The sequence below is a fragment of the Alteromonas sp. G4i13 genome (assembly GCF_054960505.1).
The window spans coordinates 1-21,348 of the sequence record NZ_JBHNYX010000028.1 but is presented as its reverse complement, the minus strand read 5'-3'; the positions used below and the strand labels follow the sequence as shown (position 1 = coordinate 21,348).

Here is a 21,348-nt window from a genome sequence, read left to right as displayed (position 1 = left end):
GTCTCGATTAGGCAACGAAACAACAATAACAATAATGCCTTATTACTTCGTTTAAGCCCCGCTAATGCGGGGCTTTTTTCGTTTCATGCAATGTGTTTTAAGACCATTATTGAGCTTAGGAAAAGAGCCTAGGCGTAATGTGACAATAACGCTACACTATGAATCGATAAACTAACGCTAGATTTATTATCGGCAACGTTTTAGTAAAAGGACGGTTATGACTGCAAGTGTGCGACTTCTACCTTTGATACTGGCTTTCTTTAGTATCAGCTGTTTGGGCTATGACAGAATAACGGGGCAACCCTTTGCAAGTCGCTCAGAAGTTATTGCAAAGAACGGCATGGCAGCAACAAGCCAACCATTAGCTACGCAAGTGGCATTGGATATTTTAAAACAAGGCGGCAGTGCAGTTGATGCAGCTATTGCAGCCAATGCCATGTTAGGTTTAGTTGAGCCTACAGGCAGCGGTATTGGCGGCGACCTATTTGCCATTGTGTGGGATGCAAAAAAAGAGAAGCTAGTCGGCTTAAATGCTTCTGGCCGTTCACCCAGACAGTTAACCAAAGCGGTGTTTGCCGAGCGTGGCTTGCATCAAATTCCAAAATTTGGTCCGCTACCCGTTTCTGTCCCTGGCGCTGTAGATGGCTGGTTTGCACTACACGAAAAATTTGGCAAGCTGCCCATGTCTGCGCTGCTTACCCCATCTATCAAATATGCCCGTGAGGGGTTTCCTGTTTCAGAAGTCATTGCCTATTACTGGCAGATGAATCAAGAGCGAATAGGTCATTATGACGGCTTCGCAGAGACTTTTCTTATCGACGGGAAAGTACCGCAAAAAGGCGATGTTTTTAAAAACCCTGGCTTAGCCGTGACCTATGAAAAGATTGCAACAGGCGGGCGAGATGCTTTTTATAAGGGCGATATCGCACGCACTATCGATGCTTACATGAAGTCTCAAGGCGGCTTTTTGTCATACCAGGATTTGTCGTCACATACCTCGGAGTGGGTAGAGCCCGTTTCTGCTAACTATCGCGGGTATGATGTGTGGGAACTTCCGCCCAACGGACAAGGCATAGCGGCACTACAGATTCTCAATGTGCTTGAGCACTATGATATCGAAGGAATGGGGTTTAACTCAGCAGACTACATCCATACCTTTGTTGAAGCCAAGAAGCTCGCCTTCGAAGATCGCGCTAAGTTCTATGCAGATCCAGACTTCAATGATATTCCTGTCGACTGGTTAATTTCGAAAGAGTATGCCGCTAAGCGCCAGAAGCTCATAAATAATGAACGCGCAGCGAATCGCGTTGATGCGGGTATTTATGAAGGGGATACCATTTATCTGACCGTTGCTGATAAAGAGGGCAATATGGTGTCCTTAATTCAAAGTAACTACCGCGGAATGGGCTCAGGCATGACACCTCCAGGGCTAGGTTTTATTCTTCAAAATAGAGGTGAGATGTTTACCCTTGAAGAAGGGCACTTTAATGAATATCACCCGGGAAAGCGTCCATTTCACACCATTATCCCGGCTTTTGTAACCAGAAACGGTAAGCCAGTGATGAGCTTTGGCGTGATGGGCGGTGGAACTCAGCCTCAAATGCATGCACAAATTATTGTAAACATTCTCGACTTTGGAATGAATTTGCAGGAAGCGGGGGATGCTCCACGCATACTGCACAGTGGGTCAAGTAGCCCAACGGGCGCGTTGATGACTGATGGTGGTTATGTGAGCTTAGAATCAGGGTTCAGTGAAACCGTTCAGCGAGAGCTCATGGAGCGGGGGCATAAGCTTCAACGCGTGGTAGGCGCGTTCGGTGGCTATCAGGCCATCGCTTGGGACGAGCAGAAAGGTGTCTATTTTGGCGCTTCAGAAACGCGAAAAGATGGACAAGCCGCGGGCTATTAAGCACACTAGTGTAAATAATAGGCGGCGGAGTTAATTTGTTCCCCGTTTGCTGCTTCGCTTTAAAGGGTTTCAAAGTTTGAAGCAGCCGCTACACTTTACGATAAGGTTCGCACAACAAAGCGCGGCGAATGATCGCCAGCAGCGAAACGTCAGAACAAGGCGTTAATAACAACAAGAGCGGCAATGACACAACCACAAAAAGGCCTCTGCGCTGAGCCAAATTTACATGCACAGTATTTATTACTGAACGTCATTGATGACGATAGCCAAGCCGTACGCGCCAAACTATCTCGCGTGCTGGATATATTCGAGCATTTTGAGAATGAGCACTATGAAGCCATGGTAACCGGCGTTGTCGCTATTGGCACCGGTTACTGGGCTGAGGTATACCCCGGTTTGATACCTGTTGAGCTTGCCCCTTTTCCTGATATGCAGTGTGATGATAGAAGTGCCCCCACCATGCCTTGCGATCTCTTCATTCAAATTCGCGCTGATAGGCTGGATATTTGCCATGCGGTTGGCATTGAAGTGATGGATTTGTTGCGTATTCATGTAGAACTGGTAGAGCAAATAAGAGGGTTTAGGTACTTAGATGGCCGTGACCTCAATGGTTTTCTCTATGGCGCAGATAATCCACGTGGCATGAAGCGGAGACAAGTCGGCATTATTGGCGAAGATGACCCTGATTTTAGCGGTGGCAGCTATGTTCACATACAACGCTATCGCCACGATTTAAGGCGCTGGAATAGTCTTTCAAGCCGTCAGCAAGAACAAGTGATGGGCACCACGCAAGAACACAATTTGGAAAGTAGCGAACAGTCTGAATCTTCGCATTGTGTTAGGGCAAGCACTGTTGCGCCCGATGGCGACGAACCAAGGCTAATTAAGCAAGGCATGCCATACGGTGATATGGCCTCCCAAGGTTTATTCTTTGTAAGCTGTAGTGCCAGTGCGCGGCCATTTAAACAGATGCTCCACAGCCAAATATACGGCAACGGTGAAGGCGATTATGACAGATGGCTGGACTTTACCAGTGCTGAAACAGGTGCTGCGTTTTTCGCGCCATCCATTAATTTTATTCGCCAGCAGGCTAAGTTATCTGAGTCCTAAATTTAACCGTCGCTTATGGCCATTGGGATTAGTAGACTAGCGCACCATCCCAATCCTCCTTAAAATCGACGCTTCTGTAAATTCGACAAACATCTATGTGATGATGCGCTAGCGAATCGTTTGGGCTCATAGCGACAGCGGTCTCAAAAAAAGAAATGGCCTCGTCCCATTGCTGATTTATACGGCATGCGATACCTGCGGCAATCTTGGTCTGAACCGCTAACTTCTTTTCCTGCTCACTCTCTGAAAGGTGGCTTAACACCTCGTATATTTCAATTGGCGCTTTTCGTCCTTTCACTCTTACCCAGTCAAGCAAGCGGGTTTTAATTGGGAAGCCAGACCCTATGGTCTGAAGAACTTGGGCACTGACGATAATATCCGCCTCGTATTTGGGTGTTAAAGCTTCTAAGCGAGAAGCAATGTTTACACTATCGCCAATGACGGTGGTATCCATCCTATCTTCTGAACCCACCGTACCCATAATAACAGGGCCAAAGTGGATACCTATTCCCATATTAATTGGTTCGTAGTTACTGTTCTTTCTATGGCCGTTATATATTGTCAGCGCTTTGCGTAAGTCGAGCGCAGCATTAACCGCATCCATAGCTTTTTGTTGTGAAGATCCTTCGCGATGATCGAACAGCGCCATAATGGCGTCGCCCATGAACTTATCAATAAAACCGTGGTTTTGATGAATAGGATCGTTCATTCTGGTGAAATAAGAATTAAGAAAGTTCATCAACTCTTGTGGCGTAATACGTTCAGAAAAACCGGTAAAGCCTCTGATATCGCAAAACATAATCGCAACGTCGTTTTCAGCCGCATAGCCAAGACCCAGCGCGTCTACGTCAGAATTCGACATGTGCTCCACAAACTGCTTTGGAATGAATTTTTGAAAGGTTTGTGTAAGCCTTTGGGCCTCATCGGCAGCTGTGTGAAAGTGCGTTTCATCGTCGTTTTTTGCGACAGTGGTGGAGACATGACGCCGACGTTTAAATTGGCTAGCTCTGTATGCAAACCGACGGCTGCGCCTTACGTGCAAAATTGTGATAGCGACACTGTAGAGAAAAAGCGCGCAAATAGCGCCAAACTGCCAATCCATTGATAACACCACACCTATAAACTGCTTTTAAATGAAGGCTAATAATCTAGCCCGCGAGGAATTCAAGCGTTACGTATGAGAGAAGCAATGAAGAAGAGGCACTAACACGCCACGGTGGGCGTATTAGTGCAAAAATTACCAGAAAGGAATTAACTTAAAGCGTTGAGAACACTTTATCTGCTGCAGCAAGGGTTTGCTCAATGACTGCAGCGTCATGCGCTTTGGAAACAAAGCCCGCTTCATAAGATGCAGGTGCTAAGTAAACGCCTTGCTCTAGCATACCGTGATAGAACTTGTTGAATTGCTCGGTATTACAGTTAATTGCTTGCTTGTAGTTCGTGACTTTCTCTACGTCAGTAAAGAATATCCCAAACATACTGCCGGCAATATTAGTAGTTAGACTAATATTGTGTTTGTCAGCAAGGGCTTGGAAACCATCCACTAGCGTTTGCGTATTTTCGAAAATTGAATCGTAAAGTCCAGGCTGCTTTATTTGCGTTAAAGCAGCAAGACCTGCAGCCATTGCTACTGGGTTACCAGAAAGCGTACCCGCTTGGTAAATTGGCCCTGTCGGTGCTATGTGAGTAATAATGTCACGACGGCCACCAAAACAGCCCACTGGCATGCCGCCGCCAATGACTTTACCCAAGCAAGTCAGGTCTGGTTTGATGTTGTAACGCTCTTGCGCCCCGCCGCGAGATACGCGGAAGCCTGTCATTACTTCATCAAAAATCAATACGCTGCCATATTGGTCACAAATAGCGCGAAGTCCTTCAAGGAAGCCTTCCACAGGAGGGATACAGTTCATGTTACCTGCGACAGGTTCAACGATAATGCACGCAATATCATCGCCATGGGCTTCGAAGATTTCTTTTACGCTGTCTAGGTTATTGTATTCAACGGTAAGCGTATGCTCAGCAACATTTGCTGGAACACCTGGTGAACTTGGTACACCAAGGGTGAGCGCCCCTGAGCCCGCTTTCACTAGCAGTGAGTCGGCGTGCCCGTGGTAGCAGCCTTCAAACTTAACAATTTTGTTTCTGCTCGTGTAGCCGCGAGCCAGGCGAATAGCTGACATGGTGGCCTCTGTACCAGAGTTCACCATGCGTACCATTTCCATAGATGGAACCAGTTCGCTAACCAACTCAGCCATGATCACTTCAGCTTCGGTAGGTGCACCGAAAGACAGGCCGTTATATGACGCTTCAATAACCGCTTCGCGAATTTGGGCGTTATTGTGACCTAGAACCATAGGGCCCCAAGACTGAATATAGTCAATATATTGCTTACCATCCGCATCCCACATGTAAGCGCCATCAGCTTTCGTGATGAAGCGAGGTGTACCGCCTACCGCTTTAAAAGCGCGAACGGGTGAATTTACGCCACCAGGAATGGTTTTTTGGGCGCGGGTAAATAGGGCTTCAGATTTTTGCATGTAATTACTTACTCTTATTGCTGTACCAAACAACGTCACGCTCGTACTTAGTGAGAAGGTTTTCTACACCCAGAGTAAGCGCAAACAATGCCATTCTTACAAGTACACCATTGTCGGTTTGTCTAAAAATGGCGAGGTTTGGATTAAGGTTTAGATCGTTATCTAATTCGTTGGCTTCCATACGTGAATCTCGTGGAAGTGGATGCATGATAACGGTCTTCGACTGAAAGTGTTTCGTGTAAATCGACTGATTAAGGCGGAACTTACCTCGGTATTTGTTGGCTTCTTCTTGAGAAGGAAAGCGCTCTTCCTGAATGCGTGTTTGATAGCATATGTCCGCATCCATATTCCCTTCAAGGGTATCGGTAATCGTAAGCTGGTGCCCCGCATTTTCGATGGCGTCTATGATGGGCTGAGGCATGGCCAGTTCTTTTGGCGAAATGAGCGTAAAGCGAATGTTTTTAAACAAACATAACAAGCGAGATAAAGAGTGTACTGTTCGGCCGTAACGCAAATCACCAATCATGGCGATGTGTAAGCCGTCAATGCCGTGACCATTGTATTCCAGTTCACGTTTAATCGTGAACAAGTCCAACAGTGCTTGGGTTGGGTGTTCGTTTGCACCATCACCACCGTTGATAACAGGTACACGACTACCTTCGGCAAATTCTGCCACTGAACCCGCCGCAGGATGTCGCATTGCAATAATGTCGGAATAGCCGCTCAGCACACGGGCTGTGTCGTACAATGACTCACCTTTAGCCAGCGCAGAGCTCGACATGCCGGTGGTTTCTCTAACTTCACCACCTAAAAGGTTGAATGCGGTACCAAAGCTAACTCGCGTACGGGTACTTGGCTCAAAGAAGAGGTTACCGAGAATGGCGCCATCTAACACGGTTGTGCGCTTTTGTCGTTTGGCATAGGGTTGCATGGAATTGGCAACTGAGAACACTTTCTCAATGGCCTCGCGATCGAATTGATTAACCGAAAGAATGTGGTTACCGGTAAAGTCAGACATGCGCTTCTCAATCATCAACGAAAACGGCGCTAGTTTATAATACCGCTGGGGTTAAGTCATTAGCGCAACGTTAATCTTGCCTTACGTTTTTCTCAGTTTGGCGTTTTATTGAAAAGGGCTTTCCACAAATCAAAATGCAAGTGTGCATGTGCGCAGATGTCGGCTAATTGTGTTGCTGAGTATAGTGGGTAAAGAGTAAAAGGATCTTTTCAGCTGCGCTATTTACGTGGGCTGTGATCGCTTCGTCTTGAAGCGGAGACTGTATGCCGCACAGCATCATGGTGTGATATTCCCCCTTAAGCAGGGCGCAATAATCTACTGCCAGCTGTTGGGCGATATCACGGCTTAAGCTACCTTCTCCGAACTTCTCTATGACATCACTCAATGTAGATAGGGAAGCTTCGGGCCCAGCCTGATAAAAAAGTGTTGCCACATGGGGGCTATTTACCGCTTCAGCTATAATTACTCGAAAGATAGCAATGGCTTCAGGATCTTGTAATAGTCGCACAAACTGACAGCCAACTTTTCGTAAACATTCTAATAGTGAGAGTGAACCTGAAGTGGCGTCGATAAGTTGCTGGGTGTCGAGTTGGTAAGATCTGCATTTCGAAGAGATTGCCGCTTTAAAAAGAGCATCTTTTCCTTCGAAATGAGAATAGACCGTTTGTTTAGACACACCAGAGGCTTTAGCCACAGTGTCCATAGATGTGTTGGCAAAGCCCTCTTTTAAGAACAGGCAAGACGCTGCATGCAATATAAGATGGTATTTCTCTTCGCTCTTAGGTCGGCCTTGCTTTCGAGTGGTAGCCACGTTTGTTCTCACTTTATTGACGAATATTTAAATATCAAACTGGACGGTCTAGTATTTATATACTAGCATAGCACAATAAGTATGCAAATATAGCCCAGAGCAAACGCTAAACTGGTTAAAGGAAATGTTATGACTGCTGCAACGACGCCTTCTAAAAGTGGCAAACTCTCACTTATTATCGCTATTGCCGTTTTTACTGCAGCGTTGGTCATTCTTTTGATGACAGCAGGTCTTGGCAATGCGACACAAACGCCAGAGGCAAGAGTTCCCGTTGCAGTGTCCACTGGAACAGTTAAAATTCAATCGGGCTTTGAAACTCCAATCAATGTTTTTGGGCTAATCGAATCCCCGCGGGCCACTTCGCTTTCATTCGATATGGCAGGGCAAGTCAATACATTACTTGTTGAAGAGGGCGATGTAGTAAGCAAGGGAGATGTTCTAGCCCGCCAAGATATTCAGCGTCTCAATGCCAGAAAACGAGAGCTTCAAGCCTCACTTGAGCGTGCAAACGCCGACCTTGAGCTTGCTAGAGTAAACAGCGAAAGAACCACGTCGTTGGTTGAGAAAAAGCTAGAATCAGCACAGCGACTAGACGAAACCAAGGCAAGTCTCAATGTCGCTAAGGCACAAGTTAGTGAAATGCAGGCCGCCCTTGAATCACTGAATGTAGAAATAGAAAAAACGACCCTTATTTCTCCCTTCGATGGCGTAGTCAATCGACGCTTTTTTGATGAAGGTAGTGTAGTTAGCGCTGGAACCCCCGTGTTTGGAATTACGGGCATAGAGAATTATCAGGCTCGTTTCGCGGTACCTGCCGATGTTGTGGATCAGTTTGACCTTAATGAGCCGGTGCTGGTTAGCGTCGGGGATATTGATGTGGCGGGTACTGTTACACAGCGCTTACCTGTTCGCAATGTGCAAACGCGAACCATTGATATTTTAGTGACATTAAATAGTAATGAGCGGGTACGCCCCGGTGACATGGCTATTTTGTCTGGATTTCGTTCTCACTCTGAGACCGGAAGTTGGCTGCCGGTTAACGCGCTAAGCAACGGCTTGCGCGGTTTGTGGCGCGTATTTGTTTTATCAAACGAGCAAAACGCCACCCTTGAAGCCCGTGTAGTGGAAGTTGTATATACCGACGGAAACAACGCGTTTGTGCGCGGAGCGCTTAAAGATGGAGAGGTTTACGTAAGCGAAGGTACACACAAACTCGCACCTGGCCAAATGGTATCAATCCCCAGTCAACATCAAGCTGGGGCACGCTAATGAAGTCATTTAACTTCGGCTCAGATAAATCTTATCCATGGTATACCTTATTTTACCGACGAGGGCATTTACTCATACTGAGTCTTCTGGTGCTAGTCACAGCAGGGTTGTCAGCATTAGGCTCTCTGCCGCGTATTGAGGACCCGCGAATAGATACGCGAAACGCATTAATCATTACTCAATACCCAGGCGCATCGGCGGAACGGGTAGAGGCTTTGGTTAGTGATGTGCTTGAAGACAGGCTTAGAGAAATATTTGAAATAAAGGAAGTGAAGTCCACGTCGCGTGCTGGTATCTCCATTATCCTTATAGAAACGCAAGACTGGATAAACAATTCAAGTAACGAACAATTATTCAGCGAAATTCGCGATGCCATTGGCGCTGCCGCAGAGTCATTCCCTGAAGGTGCAATGGCGCCAGTTTTCGATGAAAAGCGCGGCGCGACAGCGTTCACTTTATTGCTATCTGTGCGAGCAGACCACTTTGACAATACCCCTATTACACTCACCGCGCGTTTGGCTCAAGAACTTACAGACAGGCTGCGAAACGTTAACGGCACTGAGCTAGTGCGTGTATACGGCGCACCGCAGGAAGAAATTAGCGTCAATATCGACCCTATTAAGCTTGCCGCAACGGGTCTTACCTTACAGCAAGTAAGCAATTTAATAAGCCGCGCCGACCCCAAATTACCTGCCGGTATGCTTAACTCCCAGCAAAGTAATTTGCGCTTTACAGTGGGAGAGGGCTTAAATGGCGTGAACATGATTGCTTCAATTCCCTTAGTTAACGAGCAAGGCCGCTACTTACGGGTAGAAGACGTCGCTACAGTGGAGCGCAGTTTCACTACCCCTCGCAACGAAGTGGCATTTCTAAATGGTGAAGAGTCTATCTTTGTGGCAGCGCGTATGCAGCCCTCACTGCGTTCTGATGTATGGACAGAAAATGCATTAGCAGTAGTGGAACAGTTCAATAAAGACTTCAGCGGAACCTTAACCGCGACCGTTGCATTTGAGCAAAACGAATATACCGCTACTCGCCTTGCTGACTTATCGATGAACCTGCTTATGGGGTGCGCCGTGGTCATGATGGTTATTCTACTTTTCATGGGGTTTCGTGCTGCGTGGATTGTGGGCCTGGCACTTCCCTTATGCGCCGCTTTTGCCTTGTTCTCTTTAAGTTTTTACGACGAGCAAATTCACCAAATGTCTATCTTTGGCATGATCATCGCCATTGGTTTACTTATCGATAATGCCATTGTTATTACCGATGAAATTCGCATTAATTTACAAGATCCCAATTTAACGCGAGTAGGTGCTATGGCCAAAAGCGTTTCACATCTATTTGTACCGCTGCTGGCTTCAACGCTGACGACCATTTTAGGCTTTATGCCCATCTTTCTTTTAGACGGAAACATTGGAGACTTTGTTGGCCCGATTGCCATTAGCGTGGTGATGGCGCTTATTGGCTCGCTGTTTATTTCTCTTACTATCATTGCAGCCCTCGCTGCCCGATTTTTGCCAAAGCACGACAATAGTTCGCAACATGAAACAGCATCGAAGGCGTGGTGGAAAGTGGGATTACAAACGCCAGAGCTCAGTCTCGCTTTTAAAAAGCAATTGGGTAGATGGGTTAAACAGCCAATTTTGGTATTACCGGTTATTGCCATCCTTTGTTTATCGGGTTTTGTATTGTCGGGCACCTTGGCCAATGTGTTTTTCCCAAGTGCAGATAGAGACCAGTTCGAAGTGTACCTGTGGACCAAAGAAGGGAGCAGTATCGACAACACAACGAGCTATGTTAAAAAAATAGATAGTGCTATTCGCAGTGAGCAAGGCGTGAAACAAGTTAGTTGGTTAGTCGGGGGCTCTGCGCCGTCGGTGTACTACAACCAGATGATGACGCGTGACAACATGCCTTATTTCGCAAATGCTGTGGTGTCGACAGATACAGTGGATGACGCTGTTGCGCTAGTGGGCAAACTACAACAAGAGCTTGATAGCGCGTATCCAGAAGTACAAATTGTAGTGCGAGCCTTTGGGCAGGGTCCGCCTATTGCGGCGCCTGTTGAGGTAGAGATTTTCGGCCCTGATCTGAATGTGTTGAACGACCTAGGCGACAAAGTACGCATGTTAATGTCTGAAGTCGACGGCATTTCTCAGTCTATAACCAGCGTTTCAATGGGAGAACCCGAGCTTAAAATAAACGCGGACAGCGATAACCTGTCTTACTTGGGGCTTACGCTTTCCGAGCTTGCCAATCAAATGCAGATAAACTTTTCAGGTATTACTGGTGGTTCTGTTTTGGAAAGCACAGAAGAAATTCCTGTACGCGTAAGGCTAGACGAGGCGTATAGACAAAATGTAACGGGCGTAGACGCCATGCCAATTCCGGTTGCAGGAGACAATGCTATTTCTTGGTCGCCACTTGCTGCTGTAACAAACTTAACGCTTCAGCCTGCAACCAGCAGTATCACGCGTCTCGATGGTGAAAGACTCAACCGTATTCAGGCGTTTTTGCTTCCTGGTGTTCCGGCCATTGATGCAAGTAACCATTTGCGAGATCTGCTCGAAAGTCGATTAATTCTTCCCGAAGGATATCGTATTCATTTAGCGGGAGACGCTGATGAACAGCAGCAAGCATTAGGTAAATTAGCGACCTATGCGCCAGTGCTGTTGGTTCTTATGGTAACTACGCTCATTCTGACTTTTACCAGCTTGCGCATGGCGGGTGTAATCGGATTAGTGGCAATACTTTCTGTAGGGCTGGGTATGTTCAGTCTTTGGATATCTGGATTGCCGGTTGGGTTTAATCCGCTGCTAGGTTGTGCTGGCCTTATTGGCGTAGCAATCAACGGATCGATAGTGGTCATTGCCGCTATCAACGCGAACCCCAAAGCAAAGCAGGGAGACACGAAAGCTATTGTTGAAGAAACCATGAGCTGTAGCCGCCATATTTTATCGACTACTTTCACAACGGTAGGTGGATTGATTCCTTTGCTATTGTTCAGTGAAGGTAGCTTTTGGCCGCCGTTGGCCGTGGTGCTGGCTGGTGGAGTAGGGTTCTCGGTAATCTTGTCGTTAGTCTTTACGCCAACTATAGTGGCGGCTTTTCAACGATACCGTTATAGAAATCACACATTGGCATAATTTTACGGTTAAACTATCCCTTTTTAACCCACGTATAAATTTGGCTTACTTAGCGTATGCGAAAATCAAATCCTCTTTTGCGTTGGTGGCAAACCGACTGCGTTAAGTGTAAACGCATGAGACTTTATATCGTTTGGGCCGTAATCATGTTGGTGGTGTATTTTTATGTCTGGTACTAGTGTCGAACCAATCTATATCCGAGCAGCCTCGAAAAGTAACGGTATTACCAGCCTGGTGCTGGGCTGTATCGGTTTGTGTGTTGCGGCACTGTGGTTAGCCTTTCTTCCCGATTGGCTGTTCTTAGCGGGGATTTTCATCACCAGTGCCGCGTTAGTGTGCTTGCTCGTAGGGTACTTCAAAATTCGTGAGCCCGACTATAGTTTGGAAATAGCCAAAGACTATATTACTTATCGCCACCGTCTGGGCAGTTGGCGTATTCACTGGGACAACCTGCTGCGCGCAGATTGCCCCCGTGTTCGCCATGGGCTGGAGCATATTCCCCTTGAAACCATCGGTTTCAAAATCAAAAGTTACACGGATTTCCTCAATACGATTTCACCACGGCTTGCAACGCACTTGTTAATGGAGCAGCGGCCATTGCTAATGCAGAACACAGATGAGAATTGCGCCTCTGGAAGCTGTTATGAGCAATCTATGTTTGACGATAAGCAGTACGTTATGGAAGACGGGACCATCATTAAAGGCATTAAAGCTATGCTGGCACATCGTATGGTAGAGCTAAGAAAGCGCCTTGGGTATGATATTTTTATCGCGAGCTCAGAGCTAGATAGGGATGCCAGCGAGTTTGCAGGACTTATTGCTCAGTGCCAGAAAGCTAGGCAGTCTTCTGAAGCCAGCTAAGCTCATCGTAGCAATTAGACTTTATTCGCCTAGCTGCGGCTGTCCTTCAATTTACTCTCGTTAAGCACTTTCTTGGCTTCGGCAATAAGGGCTGGTAAGTTTTCCTCGACTAACTTGTGCTGACCAAGTTTAAGTGAGCTCTCTGTTTCGTTGGCTAAATGCTGCATGCGCGGCAGACCTGTATAGCAACACGCACCGTGTAGTTTGTGAACTTCGGTCTTAAGCCCATTGTAATCTTGCTCGTCCCAAAGCGCCGAAAGTGTCTCGATAGTTTCGGGCAGTAACGCAATAAAACTGTCTAACATTTCTTTTGCTGTATCTTGATTTTGATTCGCTCGTTTAAGTGCTAGCTGCCAGTCGATAGAGGGAAAGACGATTTCACCGGGCTCAACATTGTGGCACCACGAATTGATAAGCGTAATAAGTAGCTCAACCTCAATAGGCTTAGGTAAGTAATCGTCCATGCCAGAGGCAAGCAATCTTTCTTGCTCTTCTTTAAACGCGTGGGCTGTCACTGCCACTATTGGGGTACCCATATTCAACGGTGATTTACGAATTTCTCGGGTGGCCTGCAGTCCGTCCATGCCTGGCATCTGCACGTCCATGAGAATTAAGTCAAACTCTTGAGTCTGGCACTGATTGACGGCGTCTTGTCCACTGATCGTTGTGGTTAGCTCGACAGGAGAATGATCGAGCCACGTATGCAGCAGTTTAAGATTCATTTCCATGTCATCAACGGCAAGAATTTTAGCTTTTGGTAGCGTGCCTATTTTCTCTTGCATCGCATTTTTAGCTGGCGTTGTATGGTGGTGCACCAGGCTATCTAACTTGGTAAGCGTCATCGGCATACGCGCTTGTGAATGGAAATGTTGCGACAGGCTTGGGTATTGCGCAAAAGGTTCAGGGCCGGAATACCAAAGTATGCGCTTTTGCGCAGGGAATTGTACAAAACGACTTAAATAGGTATCCCGCAATCCCATCTTACTTACCGGCACAGTTGCCATGAAAAAGTCGTACTGGCCTTTAAGTGACATCAAATAATCTAGTGATTCAACAGAGGTAACCTGCGCACCCAAAATCGATAACATGCTTGCACTTGAGCGACGTGTTGCAGGTACCGGGTCGAAAATAACCACGTTCTTACCTTTCCAGTCTTCACTACTAGTTAACGCATATTTCTGGCTTAACTGGTTCATACGTAGTGATACGTTAAACGTAGAGCCTTGGCCTAATACACTTTTTAGCGTTAGATCACCGTTCATTAAGCGAACCAGCTCTCGACTTATCACGAGACCTAATCCAGTGCCTTGGTAATTACGGTTAAGGGCGTCGTCTACTTGCGAGAAGGCGTTAAATAGCTTTTTTCTGTCTTGTCGGCTTATTCCGATACCTGTGTCTTCAACGGTAATATTTACTTCGTGAATACCATGAGGAAGCGAGCGTCCGCTCACCGAAAACGTAATGGTGCCGCTGGACGTGAATTTAAGTGCATTACTTAACAAGTTATTGAGCACTTGCTTAATACGAAACACATCGCCAATGAGCTTTTCAGGGAGCGGGTGCAAATCAAATACAAATTCGATGCGCTTGCTGTGGGAAGATTTAGCCATGATAGTGACCATTTCTTCGAGCAGCTTATTGGGCGAGAAAGGCTGATTATTAATTTGCAGTTTACCTGCCTCAATCTTAGAGAAGTCGAGAATGTCATTTACGATTGTTAGCAGGTTGTCGGCGGCTGTGTTAACAATTCTTACCTGCTCTTGCTGATCCGTGGGCAGCGACGCATTGTTTAACTCTCTGCTAAATCCCAAGATAGCATTAAGCGGCGTGCGAATTTCATGGCTCATATTGGCCAGGAATTGAGATTTAACGTTACTTGCCTTTATCGCGTCTTTACGGGCAATATCTAAACGCGCATTCTGCTCTTCAATCAGCTCCATATTATTGCGTAAATCGTTAGTTGCCTGCTCAACTTCGCTTTCTAGTTGCCCTCTGCTTTTCTCCATTAACGCAAATGAAAAGAGGCCTGCTTCTAAGAAAACACCCACTTGAAAACAATAGGTGGTGAAGTCGTTGGAAGGTAAAATTCCGATAAGGCTTAACATACCTATAACTGCGCCGGTGGCGAGCATACTCCATGCAAATATGAAGTAACGCGCGGGCTTAAACTTATTGAAAAATGCTTCGAACCCGGCATAGATATAACTTAGTATCGCCACAAGTCCTACGCCGTATACCAGGTTGTTTTTCCAAATTGAGGGTAATAGGTCGACAAAACACACCAGCCCGGTTAAGGCTTGGCAGACGAGTAACAAGTTAATGACGGGATGCGCTGTGGGGGCATGCTTTTCAGTTTCTAAAAACGTCATGGTAAAGAAGCCTGAACTAATACCAATGATGACGAAAATCAACTCGGAATGCCCTACTAGCCAAGAAGGGATCCCCTGACTAAATAACAGGTGTGTATGCCCGCCCCACACAAACTGCCATAAAATAACTGCAAGGATATAGCCTACATAGGCAATCAGGCTCTTTTCTCGCACACCAAAAAACAGCGCTAGATTGTAGATAGCAAGAATGAGGAGTCCGCCATAGAAGAAGCCCCATAGTAAACTGTCCATCTGGAAGTAGCTGCTGTGTAGCGGTTCTGCCTGTATTCTCAGTGGCGCAATAAGGCTAGATGAGCGACTTTCAATGCGTATATAAAGGTCGACAGGGTCGCTATCAGGCAACTCTACGCGGAAGGTAGGAACGCGAAAGCGCTGTTCTTTTTGTGCTTTTCCTTGATGGCTTTGCTTAAGGACTTTTCCGTCTTGAACTAAATAAAAATCAACACTGTCGAGTTGGCTGAAATTTATTGAAAATACCCAGTGTTTTTCATTTGAAACGTTGGCGACCGATGTCAGTAACCACATGCCGTTATTACGGAACCCGAAGTTAGGGTTGTCATGGGGATGCATAAGGAAGTCATTGCGCCTTCGTGATACATCGCTAATGGTAAGCTGATAGTCGGTTTCAAATAAAAAATATAAAGAGTCCGATAAATCTAGCGTACTTTCTTCATCGAAGAGTTGCTCGATATGCTGCGCGTTGGCATTCGAAGGCAGGTAACTACCTACAACAAAAAATAGAAAAAAGAATACGCGAAAGATAGCCATGATTATCTGTACTTAGTTACCGTTTGATTAGGGGCTTTATTTTTTATTTTTACTAGTAAGGGTGAAAATTGAACGGCAAAATTCACCCAATGCTATTTAACCACTCTCTTTGAAGAATAACAAAACAAACCCTTAGCGCTTATAGTGAGTTCACCCCAAAAGTCGTGACAATTGGTTTCAAGGATTGCACACAATTGCGGTTTACCCCACAATAGCCTTTAACGCTCGGGAGCTTTCACTAAGTGGTGCGCTAAATTGTCCACAATCGACAGCCTAACTAGCACGAGCGCATTGGTATTAATAACAAAACGAAAAAACTATCATGAGTGACGAGATCATCATTAATCGCGATGGGGTAGAGCAACTTCCTCTTCGACGTTTCACCGAAGACGCTTATCTAAACTATTCCATGTACGTCATCATGGACCGTGCACTTCCACATATTTCGGATGGCTTAAAGCCTGTTCAGCGACGCATCATTTATGCGATGTCAGACCTAGGGTTAAATGCAAACGCCAAATATAAAAAATCGGCGAGAACCGTAGGTGATGTGCTGGGTAAGTTTCACCCTCACGGCGATTCTGCCTGTTATGAGGCGATGGTGCTCATGGCTCAGCCTTTCTCTTATCGCTACCCTTTAGTAGATGGTCAAGGTAACTGGGGGGCGCCGGATGATCCGAAATCGTTTGCTGCCATGCGTTATACGGAAGCTAAGCTCTCGCGCTTCTCTGAGGTGCTGCTGAATGAACTTGGACAAGGTACGGTAGATTGGGTACCTAATTTTGACGGTACGCTAAACGAGCCTAGCGTGCTTCCAGCTCGCTTGCCACATATCCTATTAAATGGCGTGACAGGGATTGCCGTTGGCATGGCGACGGATATTCCTCCTCACAACGTGAGAGAGTTGGCCAACGCGTGTGCCATGTTGTTAGACAACAGCAAAGCCGAGCTTAGCGATGTGCTAGAACACGTTAATGGACCTGACTATCCTACCGAAGCTGAAATTATTACGCCAAAGTCTGATATTCAAAAGCTGTACGAGACTGGGCGTGGTTCTATAAAAATGCGCGCGGTGTACATGGAAGAAAACGGTGATGTTGTTATTACCGCTCTACCTCACCAAGCGTCTGGTGCCAAGATACTAGAGCAAATTGCCGCGCAAATGCAGGCGAAAAAGTTACCGATGGTAAGCGATCTCCGAGACGAATCGGATCATGAAAATCCAACCCGTTTGGTGATTACGCCTCGCTCAAATCGCATTGATGTAACTCAGCTGATGCAGCATTTATTTGCAACTACCGACCTAGAGAAAAACTACCGTGTCAACTTGAACATGATTGGCCTAGACGGTCGCCCTCAGGTGAAAGACTTACGTACGATTTTGTCTGAATGGCTGCAGTACCGAAAAGATACCGTGACGCGCCGCTTGCAATACCGTTTAGATAAAGTGTTAGCGCGTTTGCATATTTTAGAAGGTTTATTAATTGCGTTTTTGAATATCGATGAAGTTATCGAAATTATTCGCACGTACGACAAACCAAAACCAGAATTAATGGCGCGATTCGGTTTAAGTGACACACAAGCGGAAGCAATTCTGGAATTGAAGCTTCGTCACTTAGCCAAGTTAGAAGAAATGAAGATTAAAGGCGAGCAAGATGAACTTGCAGAAGAGCGCGACAAGCTCCAGCAGCTTCTAGGCTCAGATCGCCGCCTTAAAACCCTAATTAAGAAAGAAATCCTTGCAGACGCTGAAAAGTACGGTGACGACAGACGTTCACCTATTGTTGAGCGTGGTGAAGCTAAAGCGCTGTCTGAAAAAGAGCTGGTACCTGCTGAGTCTGTAACTGTTGTGCTGTCAGAAAAGGGCTGGGCACGCTGTGCGAAAGGTCACGATATCGATGCGGAAGGTTTAAGCTACAAAGCTGGTGATGCCTATTTATCCAGCGCCGAAGGCAAGAGCAATCAGCCTGCCGTGTTTATGGACAGTTCAGGTCGTACTTTCTCTTGTGACGCTCACGGGTTGCCGTCTGCACGAAGTCAGGGGGAACCGCTAACCGGGCGCTTCAGCATAGTGGGTGGCGAGTCATTCCAACACGTCATTATGGCGCAAGACGAAAGCAAATTCTTAGTAGGTTCTGATGCAGGCTACGGCTTTGTCGGCACATTTAAAGATATGGTGAGTAAGAACAAGGCAGGTAAAGCCTACTTATCATTGCCTACTGCGGCGAAAGTGATGAAACCAACACCGGTTACAAATCCAGACTCCGATTGGTGCCTAAGTATTTCTAATGAAGGTCGCATGCTCATGTTCCCACTACGCGACTTACCAAGTTTAGGTAAAGGGAAGGGGAACAAGCTTATCAATATTCCTTCTGCAAAATCGCAATCTCGAGAAGAGTACGTGAAGGTGCTTGCTGTTGTACCTGATGGTGCCGCAATTAAAGTGGGAGCCGGTAAGCGCAACATGACACTGACGGCTGACGACCTTACCCACTATCAGGGAGAAAGAGGCCGAAGAGGGAATAAATTACCGCGAGGACTACAGCGGGTTGATACGGTTGAAGTTGTCTTACCCAGCAAGGACGAAACATCTGAAGATTTGTCATAAAGTTTAAGTTGTTCTTATGCTTAGGTGAACTACACTCAAAAAGGGATTAGATGAGGAATTTACATGCTAGGCATAGTTTTTACATCGTTAATCGATATGCTCGAGGAGAAAGTTTCTCCTGAGTTTGCTGACGATGTCATCATGGAAGCTGGGTTAGAAAACGACGGCGCTTATACCGCAGTGGGCTATTACCCGTTTGAACAAATGCAACGCCTGTTAGGTGTGCTGGTGGAGAAAACGGGTAAGTCAGCTAACGAGCTACTCTACGATTTCGGCTATTACTTATTTGGTAAGTTAGGTGCAGTGCATGGCGACGTGCTGGCCAATACAGAAGGCATGTTGGATATGCTGGAGCACTTGGACGGCGACATTCATGTTCAGGTTAAGAAGCTCTACCCAGACGCCGACCTACCCCGATTTACGGTGATATCCAGAACCGATAATACCATGCGCTTACAGTATTATTCTGAAAGAGAATTATATCCTTTAGCAGAAGGCTTGATGGACGCAGCCGCAGCTCACTACAACTGCACCCTGGAAAGGGAAACCCATCAACTAGATACGCCTCATACCTACGAATTTAGTATATCTCTCGTTTAACGGAGGCATGTTATGTCAGATGGAACAACGCATAGCACGCCTTCTGGTAGCGACCGCGCTGCGTTACTTGAAAGGCGTTTAAAGCGAGAGCGAAATGCGAGAGAGCAAGCCGAAGCTTTGCTGAGAGAAAAGACACAAAGTTTGTATGCTACGCTTCAAAAAAGCCAAAGTGCACAGAAAGATTTGGAACTTGCACTATGGGCGTCGCAGGAGTCTTTTTGGAATTGGGAGGCAGAGAATGACATTATGGAATTTCGCTCATTCTCACTACATTCTGAAAGTGTATCTACCTGGTCAGGCACCTTAATTGAGCTTCTAGAGCGGGTACATGAGGACGATTTAGACGGTCTGCAGTTTCACTGGAGCATGGCGCTACACGGCAATCGTGACCGTATAGAATTTTCCTTTCGCTTAAAGCTCGAAAACGACTTTCAGTGGGTAAGGCTGCGCGGTCGAGTGCTGAAGCGCTTCAAATTGTTGGTACCACAAAAGACATTACTCAACAGCGTAAAGCAGAACAATCATTCCATTTAATGGCATCTGCCTTTGCAAGTTCACGAGAGCCCATGTTGGTGCTATCGCCTGACCTCGTCATCACAGAGTGTAACGATGCTTTCATTCAGCTAATTTCTGCCTCGGTAAAAGAGCAATGTCTAGGGCTGGATTTCAATCAAATATTTATTGGCGAGAAAGTAGATAAAGTTCAACTAGCCATCGATAAACAAATTCGTTTTGAATCGAAAGTTAAAGCGCAAAATGGCGAAATTAAGGTTGTCGATATCTCTGTGGCGCTGTTTGAAACTTATCAGCAAACGTCTTCTTATTTAATTGCCACAATGCGCGATATCAGCGATAGAAAGCGTAATGAAGCCAAGCTACGTCAACTGGCACTGCACGATGAGCTAACGGGTCTTTCCAATCGTAATTCACTGCGCGAGTCTATTTCTGACTTAGTTCAACAAAAGCAGCACTTTATACTGGTCTTTATTGACCTCGATGGCTTTAAAGCGGTTAACGACAATGCGGGCCATGAAAGAGGAGATATCGAGCTTCAGCGAATTGGCGCACTTCTTACCGGTATGTTTGGCCCTATAGGCGAAGTTGGCCGGTGGGGTGGTGATGAGTTTATTGCTGTATTACCCAACCAAAACATTGAACATGTTGCTGATAAATCGCAGCAGCTTATCAGTCAAATTGAAGAGGATGTAATTGCCGTAAAAGCGGCTGAGCTTAGGCTGTCTGCCAGTATTGGCATAGCTGAATTTCCAGAGCATAGTGACAACTTAGAGAGCTTGGTACAGTGTGCCGACGCCGCAATGTATCGCGCAAAAGAGCTTGGCAAAGGGCAGGCATTTATTTATGAGCCAGGCCTTTATGAGAGTATGACGCAGCAAGTCAGTATGGTTAACGACTTGCGCAGAACGGTAGAGAACCACCTTCTGGATTTCTATATTCAGGGAAAATATGATTTACACGGCGAATTGAAAGGCGGTGAAGTGTTGTGTCGCTGGATTTCTGGCTTGCACGGCGTAGTTTCTCCAGCGGTGTTTATTCCCATAGCAGAAGAGCAAAAGTTAGATAGCGCAATTGGCCTACAAGCGCTGGAGGCAGCATGTGACTATATTTCGATAATGGAGTCGCAGCAGGGAGACGCCATTCCTCTGTCGGTGAATATCAGTGCTAATCAGATGCTTGACCCAGAGTTTCCTGATCAGGCAGTGTCTATCTGTATGGACAACAATGTGTCCCCTGAATTTATTGAGCTAGAGCTCACCGAGTCGGTCTTTATTCGAGATGAAAAATCAGCATTGAGAGCACTAAACACGTTAAGAGACCATGGGTTTAGACTGTCTCTGGATGATTTTGGCAGTGGTTTTTCATCCCTTAGCTACTTGCGAAGTTTCCAGTTTGAAGTGGTTAAGGTGGATAAAAGCTTAATTCAGGGTATTCACCAAGACAGCAAAGCCAATGCGCTTTTTAATGGTTTGATTGCCATGTTAAAGAGCTTGCAGATAGATGTGGTGGCTGAAGGGGTAGAGTTAGAGTCTTACTTGCCTTTTATGGAGCAGGCTGACATTCAACTCATGCAGGGGTTTTACTTTGATAAACCCATGCCTTACGACCAGTTCTTGGCAAGGCATACTACTGAGCCTAATCGTTAGCAAAAGCTTAATTATTATTAGCTTGGCAATGGAAAGCAATTTGCCGATTTTGCAAAAAGTAAAGAAAGACTGGGGTTTGTGATTATCGCTATCAACGCTCTACGGACAAACGGTTATCTCTTATGATTTACACAAACAAAAAAAGCCCTTACGGGCTTT

Annotated in this window: 14 protein-coding genes; 9 read left to right on the top strand and 5 right to left on the bottom strand. The window is 46.1% G+C overall.

Annotation, left to right across the window (positions count from 1 at the left end; translation table 11 throughout):
- The first annotated feature begins 217 nt into the window (after nucleotides 1–217).
- The gene (ggt, locus tag ACFI6J_RS14100; protein ID WP_458733446.1) at nucleotides 218–1,909 is read left to right on the top strand and encodes a gamma-glutamyltransferase; all 1,692 of its coding nucleotides are present in this window, start codon (nucleotides 218–220) and stop codon (nucleotides 1,907–1,909) included.
- 183 nt (nucleotides 1,910–2,092) lie between these two features.
- Nucleotides 2,093–3,019 carry a Dyp-type peroxidase gene (locus ACFI6J_RS14095; RefSeq protein WP_423082909.1) on the top strand — a complete coding sequence of 309 codons (927 nt, stop codon included), beginning with the start codon at nucleotides 2,093–2,095 and terminating at the stop codon, nucleotides 3,017–3,019.
- Between the two features lie 28 nt (nucleotides 3,020–3,047).
- Here the strand turns inward: ACFI6J_RS14095 and ACFI6J_RS14090 are convergent, their stop codons facing one another.
- From ACFI6J_RS14090 to ACFI6J_RS14075, 4 genes are all read right to left on the bottom strand, one after another.
- On the bottom strand, nucleotides 3,048–4,121 hold the full coding sequence (locus tag ACFI6J_RS14090; RefSeq protein WP_131137941.1) for an adenylate/guanylate cyclase domain-containing protein: 1,074 nt from the start codon (nucleotides 4,119–4,121) through the stop codon (nucleotides 3,048–3,050).
- A gap of 154 nt (nucleotides 4,122–4,275) precedes the next feature.
- Entirely contained in the window at nucleotides 4,276–5,556 is a 1,281-nt protein-coding gene (gene hemL, locus ACFI6J_RS14085) for a glutamate-1-semialdehyde 2,1-aminomutase (RefSeq protein ID WP_014948008.1), read from the bottom strand.
- A gap of 4 nt (nucleotides 5,557–5,560) precedes the next feature.
- Nucleotides 5,561–6,574 (bottom strand): aspartate carbamoyltransferase, encoded by a 1,014-nt coding sequence (locus ACFI6J_RS14080; RefSeq protein ID WP_014948009.1) that lies wholly within the window; start codon nucleotides 6,572–6,574, stop codon nucleotides 5,561–5,563.
- Between the two features lie 163 nt (nucleotides 6,575–6,737).
- Nucleotides 6,738–7,385 carry a TetR/AcrR family transcriptional regulator gene (locus ACFI6J_RS14075; protein WP_014975467.1) on the bottom strand — a complete coding sequence of 216 codons (648 nt, stop codon included), beginning with the start codon at nucleotides 7,383–7,385 and terminating at the stop codon, nucleotides 6,738–6,740.
- Between the two features lie 129 nt (nucleotides 7,386–7,514).
- Here ACFI6J_RS14075 and ACFI6J_RS14070 point away from each other — a divergent pair, with 129 nt between their 5' ends.
- From ACFI6J_RS14070 to ACFI6J_RS14060, 3 genes are all read left to right on the top strand, one after another.
- Entirely contained in the window at nucleotides 7,515–8,654 is a 1,140-nt protein-coding gene (locus ACFI6J_RS14070) for an efflux RND transporter periplasmic adaptor subunit (protein ID WP_014975468.1), read from the top strand.
- Entirely contained in the window at nucleotides 8,654–11,800 is a 3,147-nt protein-coding gene (locus ACFI6J_RS14065) for an efflux RND transporter permease subunit (RefSeq protein ID WP_321825089.1), read from the top strand. Before ACFI6J_RS14070 ends, ACFI6J_RS14065 begins: the two co-directional genes overlap by 1 nt.
- A gap of 165 nt (nucleotides 11,801–11,965) precedes the next feature.
- The gene (locus ACFI6J_RS14060) at nucleotides 11,966–12,661 is read left to right on the top strand and encodes a DUF2982 domain-containing protein (protein ID WP_014948013.1); all 696 of its coding nucleotides are present in this window, start codon (nucleotides 11,966–11,968) and stop codon (nucleotides 12,659–12,661) included.
- 29 nt (nucleotides 12,662–12,690) lie between these two features.
- Here ACFI6J_RS14060 and ACFI6J_RS14055 read toward each other — a convergent pair whose 3' ends face one another.
- Nucleotides 12,691–15,819 carry a hybrid sensor histidine kinase/response regulator gene (locus ACFI6J_RS14055; protein WP_278344192.1) on the bottom strand — a complete coding sequence of 1,043 codons (3,129 nt, stop codon included), beginning with the start codon at nucleotides 15,817–15,819 and terminating at the stop codon, nucleotides 12,691–12,693.
- Between the two features lie 322 nt (nucleotides 15,820–16,141).
- Between ACFI6J_RS14055 and parC the strand changes: the two genes are divergently transcribed.
- The 4 genes from parC to ACFI6J_RS14035 all read left to right on the top strand — a co-directional run bounded on the left by parC (nucleotide 16,142) and on the right by ACFI6J_RS14035 (nucleotide 21,189).
- Complete coding sequence (gene parC / locus ACFI6J_RS14050; protein WP_014975471.1) at nucleotides 16,142–18,427, top strand: DNA topoisomerase IV subunit A; 2,286 nt, start codon at nucleotides 16,142–16,144, stop codon at nucleotides 18,425–18,427.
- A gap of 63 nt (nucleotides 18,428–18,490) precedes the next feature.
- Nucleotides 18,491–19,027, top strand: coding sequence for a heme NO-binding domain-containing protein (locus ACFI6J_RS14045; RefSeq protein WP_014948016.1), 537 nt, complete (start codon nucleotides 18,491–18,493; stop codon nucleotides 19,025–19,027).
- Between the two features lie 12 nt (nucleotides 19,028–19,039).
- Nucleotides 19,040–19,561, top strand: a complete 522-nt coding sequence (locus ACFI6J_RS14040) for a hypothetical protein (RefSeq protein WP_462586231.1) — start codon at nucleotides 19,040–19,042, stop codon at nucleotides 19,559–19,561.
- Nucleotides 19,462–21,189, top strand: a complete 1,728-nt coding sequence (locus tag ACFI6J_RS14035) for a putative bifunctional diguanylate cyclase/phosphodiesterase (protein ID WP_462586230.1) — start codon at nucleotides 19,462–19,464, stop codon at nucleotides 21,187–21,189. Before ACFI6J_RS14040 ends, ACFI6J_RS14035 begins: the two co-directional genes overlap by 100 nt.
- The last annotated feature ends 159 nt before the right edge of the window (nucleotides 21,190–21,348 follow it).